This window comes from Myxococcus sp. CA023 (assembly GCF_010998615.1).
GTDB lineage: Bacteria > Myxococcota > Myxococcia > Myxococcales > Myxococcaceae > Myxococcus.
Genome location: NZ_JAAEAH010000121.1, coordinates 1 through 18794, shown reverse-complemented (window position 1 = coordinate 18794; position 18794 = coordinate 1). Strand labels below are relative to the sequence as shown.

Here is an 18794-nt window from a genome sequence, read left to right as displayed (position 1 = left end):
GCCAGCGCCCGCCCCCGCCCCCGCGAACGGAAACTCCGACCAGAAGAATGCAGGCCCGGCGGAACCCGGGGAGCCGGAAGACGACCTGCTGTGAAAGTTGGGACGCCCCCGAGTGCCTTCGCTGTGGCGGGGGCGCGGGGGATGATGCGAACCTTGTGTTTCCCCCTCATCCGGGGATTCGGTGTGCGAAGGGGCCTTCGGGTCCCTTCCGGGAGGCAGTGATGCGGAAGGCGTTGATGCTGTGTGCGGTGCTCGCGGTGACGCCCGCCCTGGCCCAGGACGAGGGCTCCAACCCGGGTGGTTCAGGGGAGGGCAATGTGCGCTACTCCAAGACGACCAACATCGACTTCGAGGACGACACCATCGAGGGCGACCTCACGAAGCCGGATGGCGAGTACATCGATGCGCGTGAGCGGGTGAAGCACTCGAACCTCATCCGCATCCGCGAGGACTTCGAGGACAAGGTGATGCAGTCCGTGGGCGAGCTGTAGCCAGCGCCACAACGCGGCGGGAACCCACCGCCGCGCGCGTTGTCTGACGCCGTACCCACTTTACGTTGGAGCCCCCATGGCCGTTCCTCTGACACTCAAGGTCTTCAAGGGCGACTCGCTGGTCGCCTCCAAGGACTACGAGCGCGACATCATCAAGATTGGCCGTCTCTCCTCGGCGCACCTGTGCCTGGAGGACGAGAAGGTCAGCCGCATCCACTCCGTCATCGAGGTCGCCAGCGACGGCGCCATGTCCATCATCGACATGGGCAGCGTCGAGGGCACGTACGTCAACGGCAAGCGCGTCACCAAGGGGCTCCTGTCCTTCGGTGATGAAATCCGCGTGGGTGGCACCACCATCCGTCTGGAGAACCCGGCCGCGGTGGCCACGGTGAACCTGGCGGCCGCGGCGGTCAGCTCGGAGGTGGTGACGGAGAAGAATCCGGTCATCGCCGCGCCGGCGCCGGCCGAGGGCCTGGCGCAGGCCGCGGTGGCCGCTCCGGCCGCGGGTGCCATCGACCCGTCCTTCGCCGCCACCCAGCAGAACCCGGTGGCCGCTCCCGCCGCGCCCGCGCCGGCCCCTGTCGTGGCAGCGCCGGAGGAAGCCGCGCCGCGCGTGCGGACGGTTCGCCGCACGAAGTCCAACGGTCCGTTGGGCGTGGGCCTGCGCTTCGCGTGGGGTGACCAGCGCGTGGGCGAGTTCTTCATGGCTCCCGGCGTGAAGCGGGCCTTCGTCGTCGGCAGCGCCGCGGGCGTGGACTTCGTCATGGGTGACGCCCGCCTGGGCGCCCCGAAGTTCGACGCGGTTCGTTCGGATGGCCAGTCCTTCACCGTTCGCTTCACCGCGAAGATGAAGGGCGAGCTCACCCGCAAGGGCGAGACGCTGGACCTGAAGGCCGTCATCGAGTCCGGCAAGGCCTCGCATGAGGGCGACGCGTACTCGCTCACGCTGGACGCGGAGGACTTCATCTGGGTGGACCTGGGCGGCGTGACGCTCGAGGTGGCCTTCCAGCCCGTGCCCAAGCGCGTCGTGGTGCCGCTGGGCGAGTCCATGGACTACACCGCGCTCAACATCTTCCTGGTGCTGTTCTTCATCGCGACGGCGTTCGTCATCACCGCGATGAACCGCACCGTCGCGGGGGACGAATACGCGGACGAGCTGTCGGCGGACAACGCCCGTATCGCCAAGCTCATCATCAAGCCGCCGGAGGCGCAGAAGAACAAGTTCCTCGAGCGCCTCAACCAGCAAAAGGAGCAGAAGAAGAGCGGGGAGATGGCGGCGAAGAACCGCGGCGACGAAGGTCAGATGGGCAAGAAGGAGGCGCCCAAGACCAACAATCGCACCGCGCCCAAGGGCGACCCGAACAAGAAGGACGAGGCGCGCGCGCTGACGGCGAAGATCTTCGGCGGCGGCAAGGGCGGCATCTCCACGGTGTTTGGCAAGAGCGGCCTGGGCGGCGACCTGAAGAGCGCCATGGGCAACATGTTCGGCGCCAAGGCGGGCAACTCCGGCGGCTTCGGCGGCATGGGGCTGCGCGGCACGAGCGGCGGCGGCGGCGGCACGGGTGACACCATCGGCATTGGCGGCATTGGCACCAAGGGCCGTGGCGGCGGCACCGGCACCTACGGCAGCGGCGTGGGCGTGCTGGGCGGCAAGCAGAGCGTCGACGTGGGCATCACCTCGTCCGACCCGGAGGTCATGGGCTCGCTGGACAAGGAGCTCATCCGCCAGGTCATTCATCGCAACCGCGGACAGATCCGCTATTGCTTCGAGAGCCTCCTCAACCGCTTCCCGAAGCTGGGCGGCAAGGTGGCGGTGAAGTTCGTCATCGCGGGGAATGGCTCGGTCGCCTCGTCGTCGGTGGCGCAGTCCACGGCGGCCAACGCGGAGCTGGAGACATGCGTGGCCGGACGCGTTCGCACCTGGAAGTTCCCCGAGCCGAAGGGCGGCGGCGTGGTGGTCGTCACGTATCCGTTCATCTTCAAGCAGTCCGGCGAATAGCGCCGGGTGGCCTTTCTCCGGGTGGGCAGGCCTGACGCAGGTCTGCCCACCGCGCCTTTCCCCGGCTCCCACTCCCCCGAGGGGGCCGGGCCAACGTCAGGACCGCATGAAAGCCCTCGCCTCACTTGCCCTGTGCGCCTCGTTCGTTCTCCCCACGGTCGCGAGCGCCCAGCAGCCCACCACTGCCCAAGGCGACCGCCCGGCTGTCACGTTCGATGAAATCGAGCGAGGCATCTACTTCGCGGTGCTCGGTGGGCCCCTGTTCATCACCAACCCGCCGGCGGCCGAAGGCACGCCGCGTCCGTTCTCCTCCGGGCCCATGGCGCAGGTGGAGGTAGGCGTGGACCTGGGCGAGCACGTGTCCGTCGGCCTGTTCCTCATGGGATCGAGCGTGCGGACGGGCGCTCAGTACGTGGGCAACTCCGGCGGCGCGGTGTCGGGTGACTTCTCCACCCTGATCCCCGGCGCGGTGTTGCGTGCTCGCCTGGTGGGGTTCGCTGACAGTCAGGAAGTGAAGCGCACCTGGTTCTATCTCCGTGCAGGTGCTGGCTATGCGATGTTCTCGCCGCAGCGGCTCCTCCCCGATTCCGACATTCTTGTGTTTGCCGGGCCCGGAGTGGAGTACTACACACGGCTGCGCCACTTTTCCGTAGGGCTCGAGGTGACGGGGCAGTACCTCGTCTCCGGGGGCTCGTTCGGGTTCGCGGTGGCGCCGAACATTCGCTACGCGTTCTAGCGGGAGAAAGACGTGCCTCAGGAGAATGGAAGCGGTGGGCCGCGCCCGGGTGGGCGTGGTCGTGACGGGGGTGCACCGGGCCAAGGTCCTCGCCGTGACGGACCGGGTGGTTTTGGTGGCCGTGGCGGGCCCGGACGCGGTGACGGCCGTGGGCGTGGAGATGGCCGTGGACGCGGGCGCGATCGCGAAGAGGGCCCCGTGGGCCCTGGCCAGCGCGTCATCTCCGAGCTGAGCATCCTGGAGAAGGCGCTCTCCAAGACGGATTTCGGGGCGGAGAAGGCGCCGCTGCAGGCCATTGTCCGCTCGCTTCGGCCCATGCGGCTGAAGTCGCTGGACGATCTGGACCTGAATACGCGTGGCCGCCTCATTACCACGCTGCTGCGCGTGCAGCGTCAGCCGAAGCCGGCTGCTCCCGAGGCGCCCGCCGCCGCGGAGGCCGCTGCTCCCTCCGAGGCGCCGGCTCCCGTGGAGGCTGCCGCGCCCGCCGAGGGTGAGGCTCTCGCCGAGGGTGGGGCGCCCGCCGAGGCACCTGCCACCGCCGAGGGTGAGGCCGCCGCGCCCGCCGAGGCCGCTGCTCCCGCCGTGGACCAGGCGCGGGAGAAGTTCGATGCGTGGACGGACGTCATCTTCCTCGTCGGTCAGGCCTGGCGTGCCGCGGGTGATGCCGAGCGCGCGGAGGCGGCCTTCGCGGCCAGCGGCCGTCAGCCCGGTCCCGAGGCCGAGGAGCCCGTCGCGGCGCCTCGCTCTGAGGAGCGCCGTGAGCGGGGTGAGCGTCCCGAGCGTGGGGAGCGCCGTGAGCGTGGCCCTCGGCCCGAGCGCGGTGAGCGTGCCGCTTCGGGTGAGCGCCGGGAGCGTCCGGAGCGCCGCGAGCGTCCTGCCCGGGGTGAGCGTGGCGAGCGCTCGGAGCGTGGCGAGCGTCCGCTGCCGGAGCTGACGGGCACCTGGGACGAGCAGGCGAAGCAGCTCGAGACCATGGGCCGTACCCGCGACGCGGGCCGGCTGCACGAGCGCAACAACTCCTTCGCGGAGGCGGCTCGCCTCTTCGAGGCGGGTGGCGACCTCAAGAGCGCCCTGCGAAACGCCTTGGCCGGGAGTGACAACGACACGGCCCGCCGTCTGGTGGGGACGCTGCCGCCGGATCAGCTCGCGCCCACGCTGGAGAAGGCCGGCGCCTACGAGCTCCTCATGGAGCACTTCGTCGGCAAGGGTGACTTCGAGAACGTGGCCCGCCTCTATGAGCGCGCCCGTCAGTTCGACCAGGCGGCGCTCGCCTACGAGCGTTCCGGGAAGCTCACCCTGGCGCGCAAGTCGTACGAGCGCGCCCGGGACATCGCCAGTGCCAACCGCATCCGTGGGCTCGAGGTGAAGAGCCTGGTGGAGCGGGGTGACCGGCTCGGTGCCGCCACCCTGCTGGCGGGCGTGGGCCAGCGCCGCGAGGCGGTGGAGGTCCTCAGCCCGCTGCCTCCGCCCAAGGCCTTCCACTTCATGCAGCGTCTGAAGCTGGACGACGAGGCGAAGGAGCTGGCGCAGAAGGAGCTGGCCCGGGCCGAGCAGGAGCAGAAGCCGGCCGGCCGCGCCCGGTGGCTGGAGCTGCTGGGTGACATCGCCGCCGCCGCCGAGGCGTGGGAGGGCGCTGGCCGCAAGGACAAGGCGCTCCCGCTCCACGAGAAGCTTGGCAATCTGCCTCGCGCCGCTCAGCTCGCGGAGGAGCTGCAGCAGCGTGACAAGGCCATTGCCCTCTACACTCAGCTGAACGACAGCGCGGGTGTGGAGCGTGCGAAGGCGCTTCCGGAGACGACCGCACCTGCCCAGGCCCCCGCGGCGGATGCGGCGGACGGAAGCGAGGGTGGCGAAGGTGGCGAGACGCCGCCTGATGCTCCCTCGGCCGGGTAGCAAGAAGGCCAATGATTCCCGCCGTTTGGCGGGTTTTGCAGGATTGCTCGGGGGCGCTGGCGACCGGTAGAGTTCCGGTCTCTGGCGCCCTCGCTGCTTTTTCTTTCCATTCCAAGGCCCGCCCCTCCATGCAACAGCCCACGCCCTCGTCGCGTCCCACGCTGCGCGTGTCCGATGACCGCACCTTCGTCGAAACCGAAGCGGCACTCGACAAGGCCGGCCGTGTCGAGGAATTGATTCGCCTCTACGAGGGGCGCTCGCGCGATGTCGTCTCCGATGAAGCGGTGCGCCTGCTGTGCCGCGCCGCGGAGCTCGCGCATGATCGGCAGCGCAACACGCAGCGCGCGGAGGAACTGCTCAAGCGCGCGTTGCTGGTGGCGAAGGATCCGCTCCCCGCGCTCCGAGGCCTGAAGCGGCTGCACGAGTCGAGGCAGGATGGCGCCGCGCTGGCGGACGTCCTGGAGCGGCTGGGCGGCGTCACGCAGGGCGAGGAGTGCGCGGGCCACTACCTGAAGGCGGCCGACGTCTACGAGCAGAAGTTGTTCCGGCGCGACCGCGCGGTGCTGTGCCTGCAGCGTGCGGCGCGCGCGAAGCCGGACCGCGCCACCTTCCGGCGCGTGCGTCAGTTGCTGTTGTCGGAAGAGCGCTTCCAGCCGGCCTTCGAGGCCTTGGAGCGCGAGCGCGCGGCGCTGGGGGACGCGGGCATGGCGGAGGAGTACGCCGCGCTCGCCGAGCGGCTGGTGGACGACCCGACCGAGCATGAACTGGCGCAGCGGGTGGTGGATGTCGCCCAGGCGTTGGAGCCGCAGAACGCGCGGCTGGAGAAGGCCGCGCGCGCGTTGCAGCGCTTCGAGCAGACGTGGCGTGACCGCGTGCGGATGCTGCGCAGCATGTCGCTGGAGGAGCGCGACCGGAAGAGCGCGGCGCGACTGTCGCTGCTCGTGGCGAAGCTCTTCGCCTGGTACGACCCGGGCGCGGCGGCGAAGGTGAAGGAGGCGCTGGACCGCTGCTTCCTGCTGTGGCCGGGCATGCCCGAAGGCCTGTCGCTCATCGAGAAGCTGACGCTGCGCTCGGGCGGTGATTTCGCGCCGGCGATCGAGCAGATCGAGGCGATGGCGGGCGAGGTGAAGGACCGCAACGCGCAGGTGGACCTGTGGCTGCGCGTGGGCACGCTGCGCCTTGGCCGGATGAACGACGCGGACGGCGCGCTGGCGGCCTTCGAGAAGGCTGTGGCGGCGGACCCGTCCCGTGCGGACGCGGCCAGCCTGACGGCCGAGCAGCTCCTGGAGAAGGGCCGGGCTCCGGAAGCCGTCGCGGTGCTGGAGCGCTACCTGGGCACCGTGAAGGACCGCTCCACCCAGGCGGGCATGCGGCTGCGGCTGGCGGACCTGTTCCTGACGCAGATCAAGGACGCGGACGCCGCGCGTGAGCACCTGGAAGCGGCGCTGAAGCTGGACCCCACGCAGGCGTTGGCTGCCTTCCAACTGGCGCGGCTGTTGGCCGAAGACGACGAGCTGGAAGCCGTGGTGCCGCTGCTGGACCTGGCCCTGCTGGCGCCGCGTCCGCGCCCGGAGCGGGTGGCCTTCTGCGAAGCGCTCGCGCTGATGTTCGAGGAGAAGGACGACGCGCGCGGGGCCTTCGAGGTGCTGTCGCGCGCCCTGGAGCTGGAGCCGGGCCGTCCGCTGCTGTTGGGCACGGTGGTGGAGCACGCGGAGAAGGCCCAGGCGCAGCCCGCGCTGGCGCTGGCGCTGCAACGCGCGGCGGAAGCGGCGCCGGTGGCGGAGGTGGCGGCCACGATCTGGCGGCAGCTGGCCCAGTTGCTCCAGGGCCCCCTGGCGGACCCGTCGCGCGCGGAGGCCGCATGGCGGGAAGTGCTGGCGCGTGCGCCGGGTGACGCGGCCGCCGCGGAGGCGGTGAAGTCGCTGCAGGCGGCCGCGGCGCTCGCGGACGACCCGAAGGCGCGTCTGGAGGCGGACGTGTCCCGGCGCGAGGCGGCCGGCGCGGCGCCCGAGGAGCTGGAGCCATTGGCGCGCCAGTTGGTGCAGCTCGCGCCAGAGGAGGCGGCGGGCGTGCAGCGACTGCAGGCGCTGTGCGTGGCCCTGTCGAAGTTCGACGAGGCGGCGGCGCTCGCGGGGCGGTTGGCGGGCCTGGCGGAGACGCAGCTGGAGCGCAACGAGTGGACGGCGCGCCAGGCGAAGCTATACGCCGAGCGGTTGGGGCGTCAGGAGGACGCGACGGACCTGTTCCTCGGCCTGCTCTCCGAGAACGTCTCCACCGGCGTGGTGGTGGGCGGACTGGAGCGGCTGGCGGCGGCGGGCATTCGCACGGCGGAGGTGACGGAGGCGCTGGCGGCGCACTACGGACGCAGCGGCGACCACCAGCGGCAGGTGGCGGCGCTCCAGCAGCAGCTGGAGGTGACGACGGAGCCCATGGCCCGCAAGCGCCTCTTCTCGTTGCTGGCCAGCATTCATGAGAAGCAGCTCGCGGACAGCCGCGCGGCCTTCGACGTCCAGGTGCGCGCGCTGCGCGAGGACGCGAAGGACGAGGGCTCCCGTGCGGAGGCGCTGAGGCTGGCCAGGGACTTGTCCGCGCACGCGGAGCTGGGGCGTGTGCTGCGCACGCTGGCCTCCGAGTCCGAGGACCCCGTGGTGGCTGTGCCGCTGCTGCTCGAGGCCGCGAGCCTGGCGGAAGAGGGCGCGCTCGCCGCGGAGGCCATCGCGGCGCTGGAAGCGGCGGTGACCCGTGCGCCCGAGTCGAACGCGGTGCTGCAGCGGCTGGTGCGTCTGTATGGACGCGCGGGCCGGTCCGCGGATGCGGAAGGACTGCTGCGCAAGCGCATCCAGGGCGCGCGTGGGCAGGAGCGGCTGGAGCTGCTTCTTCAGCTGGTGGACCTCAACACGGAGCTGGGACGCGATGCGCAGGCGGCCGAGGCGCTGCAGTCCGCGCTTTCGCACGGCGCCGAGGAAGGCCGGCATCTGCCGCGCCTGGCGGAGCTGTACGAGAAGGCGGGCCGGACGCGCGAGCTGGGAGACACGCTGGCGCGGATGATTGCGCTGGCCGAGTCCGCGGGTGACGCGGACAAAGTGGCGCGGCTGAAGCTGCGTCGTGCGCACCTGCTGCAGGAGTCGCAGGACGGCAGCGCAGAGGCGGTGCAGAGCTTCGCGGACATCCTGCTCCAGCGCCCCACGGACCCGGATGCGCTGGCGGCGCTGGAGGCCATGCTCGCCTCGGGCCCGGCGCGCGAGGCCGCTGCGCGTGTGCTGGTGCCTGCCTTCGAGCGCACCAAGGACCACCGCAAGCTGGTGGCCACGTTGGATGTTCTGGCGGAAGTGGCGAAGGACGACGCCGCGCGAGTGCAGGCGCTGCGACACGCGGCGCAGGTGCACCTGACGCACCTGCGGCAGCCGGAGCTGGCCTTCGCGGCGCTGGCGCGCGCACTGCGTCTGGCGCCCGGTGACGCGGGGCTGCGCTCGTCGGCGCGGCAGGCGGCGGAGGACGCGGACTCGCTGGACAGCTACGCGGAGATCATCGCGGAGCTGGCGGAGGAAGGGGACGTCGGCTCCGCGCGAATGGCGCTGCTGCGCGAGCTGGCCGAGGTGCAGGAGAAGAAGCTGGACGACAAGGCCGGCGCGGTGAAGGCGCTGCGCGACCTGCTGGCCATCGAGCCGGGCAACCTGGACTGCCTGCGCGCCCTTCAGCGGTTGCATCGCGCGGGGGAGGAATGGGCGGCGCTCGCCGAGGTGCTGGAGAAGCTGGCCGCGGCATCACCGGAGCCCGCAGAGCAGTTGGCCTTCTTGCGCGAGGCGGCGCTGCTGCACGAGACGAAGTTGATGGACAAGGAGAGCGCCGCGGACGCCTGGCGTGTCATCGCGGAGCGCGACCCGGCGAGCCGTGAAGCCGCGGCGACCCTGGACCGGCTCTACACCGAGAGTGGCCGTCACTCCGACCTGGCCTGGGCGCTGGCGCTGCGCCGCAACCAGGAAGGACAGAGCCCGCAGGGGCGCGAAGTCTCCTTCCGTCTGGCGGAACTCCAGCGCACGGTCCTGGATGACCCGAACGCGGCGCTGGGCCTCTACCGGAAGATCCTGGCCGAGGACTCGGGCCATCCAGGTGCGCGCGCGGCGCTCGAGGCCTGGGTGAAGGCAGCGGTGCCCGCGAGCGGCGCAGCGCTGGATGTGCTCGATCCGGTGCTGGTGCAGGTGGGCGACCACGCCCGCCGTGTGGCGCTGCGTGAAGCGCGGATGACTTCCGCGCTCACCGTGGAGAAGATCCTCCTCTCGGGAGAGGTTCGCCGCATCTACGAGCGCGACATGCTCCAGCCTTCGCTGGCGTTCATGTCCGCGGTGAAGTCCTTCGCGCAGGGGCTGGACCGGGAAGGCGTGCAGCCGGACCTGGAGCGGCTGGCGCGCGAGACGGGCTCGCACGAGGTGCTGGCCGAAATCTACGAGACGGCGGCGACGGAGCTGAACGCGGGAGACCCCGCGGCGCTGGAGTTGCTGCGGCGCTCGGCGGAGCTGCGCGAGTCGCTGGACCAGCCCGAAGAGGCCGCGCGGCTGTGGAAGAGCCTGCTGGCGGACGCGCCCCAGGACCGGCAGGCGCTGGAGGCCCTCTCCCGCCTGTACGAGAAGGGGCAGAACGCCAAAAGCCTGTCCGAGGTCTACACGCGTCAGGCGCAGCTCGCCACCGATCCGGAGGAGCGCGTGGGGCTGCTCCTCAAGGCGGGCGAGGCGTACGCGAACGCGGGTGAAGACGCGAAGGCCATCGAGACGTATCGCTCCGCGCTGGCGCTCCGGAAGGTGCCCGAGGGCCTGCTCGCGCTGGAGAAGCTCTACGCGAAGTCTCGGCGCTTCGTGGAGCAGGCGGACGTGCTGGACCAGCTCGCGGATGGCGCCGCGGATGAAGGCGCACGGCGCAACTGGCTGCTGAAGCGCGCCCAACTCCTGGAGAAGGAAGTGGGGCCGGCGGAGTCGCTGCCGGTGTACCGGCGTCTGCTGGAGCTGGCTCCCGGAGACGGACAGGTGGTGGCGGGCCTGGAGCGGCTGATGGCGCACGAGGCGCCTCGCTCCGAAGCGGCGCGCCTGCTGGAGCCTGTCTACCGTGGCGTCAACGACACCCGGAAGCTGGTGGACGTGCTCGAGGTGCTGCTGCCGGGCGTGGCGCCCGAGCGGCGGCTGGAACACATCCAGGAGATCGCCACCCTACGCGAGGCGCTGGGGCAGACGTCGCTCGCCTTCGTCGCACGCCTGCGTGCCTTCAACGAGGCGCCGCAGGAAGCCACGGTGCGTGACGAGCTGGAGCGGCTCGCGGCCGACTCCGGTGCGTTCGAGGAGGTGGCGGCGGCCTACGAAGACCAACTGGAGAGCGGCGCGCAGGATCCGCTCGCCGGTGACTTGTGGCGGCGCCTGGCGGGCATCTACGACAACCGCCTCAAGCGTTATGACCTGGCCGTCCGTGCGATGGAGGAGATGTCGCGCAGGGACCCGAAGAACAAGTCGGTGTTGGACGCCATCGCCCGGGTCCACCGCCGCACAGGCGCGCACCGCGAGCTGGCGCTCGTCATGCGCCGTCAGGTGGCGGCCGAGGCGAACGCGTCCTCGCAGGTGAACCTGCTCTTCGAGCTGGCGCACCTGGCTGAGGAGACGCTGGCGGACAAGTCGCTGGCGGCGCAGTCGTACCGGGAAATCCTCGGCCTGCGGCCGGAGAACGCCAACGCGCTGAAGCTGCTGGGGCGGGTGCTCGCGGAGATGGAGCGCTGGCCAGAGTTGGCGCAGCACATCGAGCGGGAAATCCAACTCGCGGACGAGCGCGGCGCCCAGGAAGAGGCGTCCGACCTGCGAGTGCGCTTGGGCCGGCTGAAGGTGTCGCGCCTGGACGACCCGCGCGGCGCACTGGAGCTGTATCAGTCCGTGCTGGCGCGCCGGGCGGGACATGCCGGTGCGGTGGGCGCGCTGGAGGAGATGGCGCGCTCGGAGAGCCCGCTGCGTGGCGCCGCTGCCAGCGCGCTGGAGCCCGTCTTCGCCTCGGTGGGCAACCACCTGAAGCAGGTGGAGATGCTGGAGTCCCGTGCCTCGGCGGAGGCCGTGCCGCAGGAGCGCGCCGCGCTGCTGCGTCGCATCGCGGAAATCTACGCCGGCTCGCTGGAGAACGCGGAGATGGGCTTCCTGGCCGCTACGCGCGCGCTGCGCGAGCTGCCGGATGACCTGCGCTCGTTGGAGTTGTGCGTCGCGCTGGTGGACAAGGCAGAGGCGCCCGAGGAACTGGCCGCCATCCTGACGGAGGTGGTGGGCAAGGCGGGGGATGCGTCCCGCGCCGAGCTGTACCGCGCGCTGGCCCGCATCCAGACGGACCTGGGCGAGCCCTCCGAGGCGCTGGTGTCGTGGAAGCGCGTGCTGGAGCTGCGGCCCACGGACACCGAAGCGCTGGATGGCACGGTGCGGCTGGTGGCGTCGCAGGGCAAGCCCACGGAGCTGCTGGAGGTGCTGCGCCGGCAGCTCGCGGTGGCGGAGGACCCGGCGCGTCGCGCCACGGTGCTCTTCCAGATGGGCATGCTGCAGGAGGAGCAGCTCAATGACGCGCTGGGCGCGCTGGCCACCTTCCGGCGCCTGCTGGAACTCAAGCCGGACGACCTGCCCACGCTGGAGCGCATGGAGGCGCTCTGCCAGAAGCAGGAGCGTTGGCCGGAGCTGGCGGACGCACTGGCTCGCCGCATCGCGCTGATTTCCACGGAGGAGGGACTGGAACTGAAGTTCCGTCTGGCCATCGTGCGTGAGTCGCGGCTGCTGGACCGGACAGGCGCGCTGGCGCTGTACGGCGAGGTGCTGTCCGTGCAGGCCAACCATGCGGGCGCGGTGGGCCGCATGGAGGCGCTGGTGGCCCGCGAGCCGCAGAACCTGCTCGCGGTGGAGACGTTGCTGCGCGCCCTTCGCGCCAGCGGCGACATCACGCGCCTGGCGCAGGTCATCGAGACGCGCGTGGGCGTGTCGGGCGACGCATTCGAGCGCAAGGCGCTCCTGGGCGAGCTGGCCACGCTGCGGGAGTCCCAGGAGGAGTCGGAGCTGGCCTTCCTGGCCCTCTTCCGCGCCTTCAAGGAAGACCCGAACGACGCCGCCGTCCGTGCGCGGTTGGAGAACGCGGCGGATGCGTCCGCCAGCTATGACGAGCTGCTGGCCGCGTACGAGGAGGCTCTGCCGCGCGTGGCCGAGGCCGCGGATGCCGCGCAGGTCTGTCTCCGGTTGGGGCAGATGCTGGAGACGAAGCTGCGCGACTCGGACCGCGCCGTCTCCTACTACGAGCGCGCGCGCACGCTGCACCCCACGGTGCAGGAGCCGTCGCTGGTGGCGTTGGACAGGCTGTACCTCCAGTTGGAGGCCTGGCCGGAGCTGGCGGGCATCTTGGAGGCCCTGGTCGCTGGTGTGACGGAGCCCACGGACCGGGTGGGCTATTTGTTCCGCCTGGGCCAGCTCTACCAGGAGCGGCTGGACAGCCCGGACCGCGCGGCGGGTGCCTACGAAGGCATCCTGGCGTTGGACCCGGAGCACCTCGCGTCGGCGCGGCTGTTGGAGGGCATCTACGAGTCGGCGGGCGCGTCGGAGAAGCTCTACGGCATCCTGAAGCTCCAGGCGGAGAAGGTGTCGGGCGCCGAGCGCGACCGCGTGCTGGCGAAGATGGCGCAGGTCTCCGCTGAAGGACTGGCGGACCTGGGCGGGTCCATCGAGCTGTACCGCGAGCTGCTGGCGAAGAACGCGCGCAACGAGCAGGCTTTCTCCGCGCTGGAGTCTCTCTACGAGCGCGCCGACCGGCCGCAGGACCTGCGTGAGCTGCTGGAGGGCCGGCTGGCGGTGACGCTGGACCCCCGCGAGGTCGTGCGCCTCAATGAGCGCCTGGGCCGCGTCGTGTACCGCCTGCTGAAGCAGCCGGAACAGGCCGTGCCGTACTTCAAGGCCGCGCTGGACCGGGATGCACGTCACCGCGGCGTGCTCGACACGCTGCGCGAGCTGTACGACGAGACGGGCCAGCGTGAAGAGCTGGTGGGCGTGCTGCGCCGGCTGATTCCTCTTCAGGAGAGCAGTGACGGCGTGAAGGCGCTGCGTCTGCGCCTGGCGGAAGTCCTGGCCGGAATGGGCCGCCGCGAGGAGTCCCTGGACGCCGCCCGACGCGCGCTGGAAGTGGAGCCACACCAGGTTCCCGAGCTGGATCGCGTGCACGAGCTCTTCGTCTCACTGCGTGCGTGGAACGACGCGGTGCGCGCGCTGGAGTTGAAGGTGCAGGTGCACCTCCTGACGGAGGAGCGTGAGCAGGCTGTCGCCGCCTACTTCGCGGTGGCGGACCTGTGGGTGGGGCAGGGCGGCAAGCCCGAGCTGTCCTCGGGCGCGCTGGAGAAGGTGCTCGAACTGGACCCCGCCAACCGCACCGCCTACGAGCGCGCGTGCGACCTGTACCGGACGCACAACGACTGGCGTGCGTACGCCCAGGTGATGGACCGCTACATGCCCCACCTCGTCACGGACGAGGAGAAGCTGGCCGCGCTGCGCGAGCTGGCCCGGGTGCAGGAAGCGCGGCTGGGACAGAAGGACGTGGCCTTCCTGGCGCTGTGCCGCGCGCTCCAGTTGGACGCGTCGGACGACACGCTGCGCGAGGAGGTGGAGCGGCTGGCTGACGAGACGGGCAGCCACGAGGAGCTGGCCGCCGTCTATGAGGAGGTCGCCGACGAGCTGCCGCGTGGCGCCCTGGCCGAGCGGCTCTATGCGACGCTGGCGCGTGTCCACGACACGCGCCTGGATGACCCGCAGGCGGCGGAAGCGGCGTTCCGGAAGATTCTTGAGTTCGACCCGACCAACGCCACCGCGCTGGATGGGCTCGCCGCGGTGTTCCAGCGGCGTGGCCGCCAGCGTGAGTACGTGGTGGCGCTGGAGCAGAAGCTGGAGGCCGCCGGCTCCATTGAGCAGCGCAAGGGCATCCTCCGCGAGATTGCCCGCGTCTGGGACGAGCAGCTGGAGGATCCTGTCGAGTCCGCCAGCGCGCTGCTGCGTGCGTTGGAGCTTGAGCCCGACGCGGAGACGCTCGGCGTGCTCACCGCGCTGTACCGTCGTCAGCGGTCGTGGCCGGATGTGGCGTCCACGCTGCTCCGGGCCCGGGACCTGGCGGACAGCATCGAGGAGCGCGCGCGCATCCAGGTGGAGGTGGCGGGCGTCTACGAGCGTGACATCGGCGACGACGAGTCGGCGGTGGCCGCGTACCGGCATGCGCTGGAGCTGGACCCCGTCAACCGCGAGGCGCTGGAATCGCTGGAGCGGCTCCACACGCGGTTGGACCACCCGGCGGACCTGCTCGCCATCTACGAGCGGATGCTGGAGCTGAGCGAGGACTGGCGCGAGAAGATCCGCGTCCTCTTCCGCAGCGCGACCATCTGGGAGGACAAGTACCAGAACCCGGCGAACGCGGACGTCTGCGTGGAGAGCGTGCTCGCCATCGATCCGCAGAACGTCCAGGCCATCAAGACGCTCATCCGGCTGCGCCGGGCGCAGGCGCGGTGGGAGGACCTCATCGCGGCGTACGAGCGGCAACTCGCGCTGGCCGTCAGCCCGCAGGAGCAGGCCGAGCTCTACGTGGACATCGGCAACGTCCAGTACCAGCAGCTCAAGGCGCTGGACCGCGCGGTGAACAACTACCACGCGGCGCTTGCGGTGGACGGTGAGTGCCGTCCGGCGTTGCACGCGCTGGGCACGATGTACGAGCGCAGCGGCAACTGGCCCTTCGCGCTGGAGATGCTGTCGAAGGAGGCGGAGCTCGCCGGGCAGTCAAAGGACGCGGTGGAGCTGTACTACCGCCTGGGCAAGATCAACGAGGACATGCTGATGGACACGGGCAGCGCCCGGACCGCCTATCAGCAGGCCCTCGCGGTGGACCCCGGCCATCTGCCCAGCATCCGTGCCCTCAAGGGCATCCAGGAGCAGGAGAAGGACTGGAGCGGCTACGAGCAGACCCTGCGTCAGGAGGCGGAGCAGACCGAGGACCCGGCCGCCAAGGGCCGCGCGCTGCTGGACGTCGCGCGCTACCACGCGGAGACGCGCGAGGACCGGGACACCGCCACCGGCTACTGGCAGGAAGCGCTGAAGCACATCCCGGACAGCCTGGAGGCCGCGCGCCCGCTGTCGGACGTGTACATCGCGCACGAGGACTGGGCCTCCGGCGAGCGGATGCTGGACATCGTCACGCGGAAGATGGCGGAGATGGCGATGGCGGAGAAGGACTCCGTCTCCGCCGCGGACCTTTGCCGTCAGCTCTACCGCCTGGGCTACGTGGCGGAGAAGCTGGGCAAGCGTGACAAGGCGCTGGGCTGCTACGAGAAGGCCTACGAGCTGGACGCGACGTACCTGCCCGCGCTGGAGGGCTACGGCAACCTGCTGGTGCAGACGCGCCGCTACGAAGGCGCGCTCAAGGTCTTCCAGACCATCCTCATCCACCATCGCGAGGAGCTGACGGACCTGGAGGTGGTGGAGGTGTACTGGCAGCTCGGCGACATCCACGCCGCGCTGAACCAGACGGACCGCGCGCAGAACCACTTCGAGAAGGCGCTGGCCATCGACCCGGGCCACGAGCCGACGCTGCGCGCGTTGGTGGCGCTCCTGGAGAAGCAGGGCCAGTACGAGAAGTCCGCCGAGCTGCGGCAGCAGTTGGTGGGCGTGCTGGAGGGCGAGGCCCGCGCGAAGGTGTGCCTGGAGCTGGGCCGCATCGCGCGTGACGAGCTGCACGACCCGTACATGGCCATTGACGCCTTCACCAACGCGCTCAAGTCCCAGCCGGACGCGCCGGAGGTGATGGACCAGCTCTATGTGCTGCTGCGCGAGACGCGTCAGGGCCAGAAGGCGGCGGACGTGCTGGCGCGCATGCTGGCGCTCCCCGCGCTGGGCCTGGAGCCGCACAAGGCCAAGCGCGTCTGGTTCGCGCTGGGCGAGCTGCGCCGCGATGACCTGAAGGACGTGGAGGGCGCCACCGAGGCCTTCAACGCCGCCCTGGACCTGGACCCGCGCTTCGTGGAGGCCTTCAGCGCGCTGGAGGCGATGCTCGGCGCGGCGCGCCAGTGGAAGCAGCTGGAGGAGAACTACACGAAGATGCTGGGCCGGCTGCCCAAGACGCCGGAGACGCACGTGGCGCGCATGGCGCTGTGGCGCGCGCTCGGCGACCTGTACCTCCAGGTGCTCAAGCACCCGGAAGGCGCGGTGGCCGCGTACGGCGTGGCCGCCAAGGGCCTGCCCGACGACGCGGCGGTGCAGGAGGCCTTCGCGGACCTCGCCGGACAGATGCCGGGCCGGGAGGACGAGGCCATCGCCGCGCTCCGCCGCGCGCTGCCGAACACGACGGACCCGCGCAAGGTGGTGGGCGCGTTGGTGCGTCTGTCCGCGCTGCGCAAGAACTACGATGGCGCCTGGCTCGCCGCGCAGGCGGTGTCCGGCCTGCTGGGCGAGGCAGGGGAGGACGAGCAGGAGATCCTCACCAAGCTGGGGCCCTACGCGAAGAACAAGGAGAAGGTGGAGCCGCGGCCGCTGAACGACCAGCTGTGGCACAACCACCTGTTCCACCCGAAGGCGCGCGGCCCGCTGGCGGAGCTGCTGGGCCTCCTTTTCGCGAAGGTGGGGCACCTGTACGCGGTGCCGTCCCAGCAATACCAACTGGTGCCTAAGCGCCACCGCATCGACGTGGCCAGTGCGCCCGAGTACCACGTCCACCACTATCGGTACGTGGCGCGCGTGCTCGGCATGGAGGCGGTGGAGCTGTACTCGCCCTTCCTCGTGGCGACGCGCGAGCGGATGGCGAAGCGCTCCAACGAGCCGGCGCCCGAGCCGCTCATCAACGTGGAGTTGCTCCAGACGCACCCGGCCTCGCTGCGCGTGGGCGGCAAGTACTTCGCGGAGCAGGGCCAGAAGGAGGTCTATTACCTCCTGGGCCGCACCCTGGCGCTGGCGCGCTCCGAGCTGGCCTTCAGCCAGCGCGTGGCCCCCGAGCGGCTGGAGGCCATCCTCCAGGCGGCGCTGAGCCTCGTCGTGGGCAACGTGCGCATCGCGGAAGCGCAGCACCTGGTGGAGCCGGAGCGTCGGCTGCTGGAGCGGAGCCTCAACGAGCCGGACCGCGCGGCGCTGGCGAAGGCGGCGCGTGCGTGGTTGCCCACCGCGACGCCGCAGGCCGTGCGGCAGTACCTGGAGGGCGCGGAGCTCACCGCGGCGCGGGCGGGTCTGCTCGCTGCGGGAGAAATGGAGCCGGTGCGCCGCATGGTGCAGGGCGAGACGGGCTCCGCCTTCCGCGTCCCGGTGCGTAACAAGCTGCGGGAACTGTTGGTGTTCGCCACCTCCGAGGACCTGCACGAGCTGCGCGTCGCCGTGGGTACGCACGTGGAGGTACAGGTGCGCAGGTAGGGACAGACCCCGGCGTGGGGTTCGTACGTTAAAAGGCAGGCGGGCGGACTTGGCTCCGAACCTTGACCCCTCCGGCTGCCACTTCTACGATTCAGGCGGGATTTCTCCCGTCATTTCCGAGGCTTACGGGAACGATGCGTTTCGTCTGCGACAGCTGCCGCGCGCAGTACATGATCAGCGACGACAAGATTGGCCCCAAAGGGGTCAAGGTTCGTTGCAAGAAGTGCGGCCACACCATCACCGTGCGTCCCGCTGGCGCGACGGCCGCGAAGGACTCCGCGTCTGAGTCTTCGACCTCTGAGGCTTCCGCCTCGACTGACGTGGGTAAGGGGAGTGACGCGTCCGCCGCCACGATGCCGGCGACGCTGGGCACGCCGCCCGAAGGCGGCCTCTTCACCGATGTGGAAGAGGACGAGATTGGCGCCGTCTTCGACCAGGTGCTGAGTTCCGGCACGCAGAAGATTCCCACCGAGGCCGCGAACGAAGCCGCCGCGCGCGAAGCGTCCGCGGAGAACGTGCGCAAGCTGGCCGAAGCGGAGGCCGAACCGGACAAGGAAGAAGCCAAGGCCAACGCGGCGGCGCACGAGTGGTACGTGGCCATCGACGAGAAGCAGGTCGGCCCCTTCAATGTCGAGAAGGTCAAGGACCTGTGGGACCGCGGCGAGGTGGGCCCGGACAGCCTCTGCTGGCGCTCGGGCTTCAGTGATTGGATTCCGTTGTCGGAGACGGCGGAGCTGGCGTCGGTGCTGGCGCCGCGGCCCTCCAAGCCCGTCATCGTCGCTCCCGAGCCGGTGTCCGGCTCGACGCCCACGGTGTCCTCAGGCCCCGTGCAGTCCGCCTTCAGCGCGGGCAAGGGGGCGCGTGGTGATTCCGGGCCTGCGGGCGCCTCCGAGGAAGCCGTGGGCTGGAAGCCGTCCGCGGCCAGCGTGCTGGCCTCGCTGGTGAAGGAAGAGAACGACGCGCTGTCGAAGCCGCCTCCGACGCCCGCGCCCGCGCTGGGCCGGGAGCCGGTGTCGCAGTCGCGACTGCTGGACGTGCCCATGCCGCCGCCGGAGCCGGTGTCCTCGCCGTCCCTGCGGGGCGCGGAAGTGCCGATGGCGCAGCCCATGCCGTATGGGCAGCAGCCCATGCAGCAGTATCCGCAGCCGGCGCCCATGCCGTATGGGCATCAGCCCGGGCCGCAGTATGCGCAGCCCATGCCCGCGCCGTACCCGCAGCAGCCGAGCTACCCGGCCGCCTATCCGCCGCCGGGGGGGGGACAGGGT

7 protein-coding genes are annotated in these 18794 nt (G+C 70.8%); all 7 read left to right on the top strand.

Features of this window, described 5'->3' with window-relative positions:
- Nucleotides 1-221: 221 nt before the first annotated feature.
- Nucleotides 222-491, top strand: a complete 270-nt coding sequence (gene cglF / locus F8M74_RS35100) for an adventurous gliding motility protein CglF (protein ID WP_141258115.1) — start codon at nt 222-224, stop codon at nt 489-491.
- Between the two features lie 76 nt (nt 492-567).
- Nucleotides 568-2490: an adventurous gliding motility protein GltG gene (gene gltG / locus F8M74_RS35095; protein ID WP_141258116.1), complete on the top strand. Its 1923-nt coding sequence runs from the start codon at nt 568-570 to the stop codon at nt 2488-2490.
- Nucleotides 2491-2596: 106 nt separating this feature from the next.
- Entirely contained in the window at nt 2597-3226 is a 630-nt protein-coding gene (cglE, locus tag F8M74_RS35090; RefSeq protein WP_011554849.1) for an adventurous gliding motility protein CglE, read from the top strand.
- 25 nt (nt 3227-3251) lie between these two features.
- Nucleotides 3252-3458: a hypothetical protein gene (locus F8M74_RS37585; protein ID WP_171410286.1), complete on the top strand. Its 207-nt coding sequence runs from the start codon at nt 3252-3254 to the stop codon at nt 3456-3458.
- Entirely contained in the window at nt 3425-5119 is a 1695-nt protein-coding gene (locus tag F8M74_RS35085) for a DEAD/DEAH box helicase (RefSeq protein WP_171410287.1), read from the top strand. The genes F8M74_RS37585 and F8M74_RS35085 overlap by 34 nt, the downstream gene beginning before the upstream one ends.
- 128 nt (nt 5120-5247) lie before the next feature.
- Complete coding sequence (locus tag F8M74_RS35080; protein WP_141258118.1) at nt 5248-17529, top strand: tetratricopeptide repeat protein; 12282 nt, start codon at nt 5248-5250, stop codon at nt 17527-17529.
- Between the two features lie 134 nt (nt 17530-17663).
- Nucleotides 17664-18794 (top strand): adventurous gliding motility protein GltJ (gene gltJ, locus F8M74_RS35075; RefSeq protein ID WP_162295117.1); only part of this gene is annotated, 1131 nt, incomplete at its 3' end.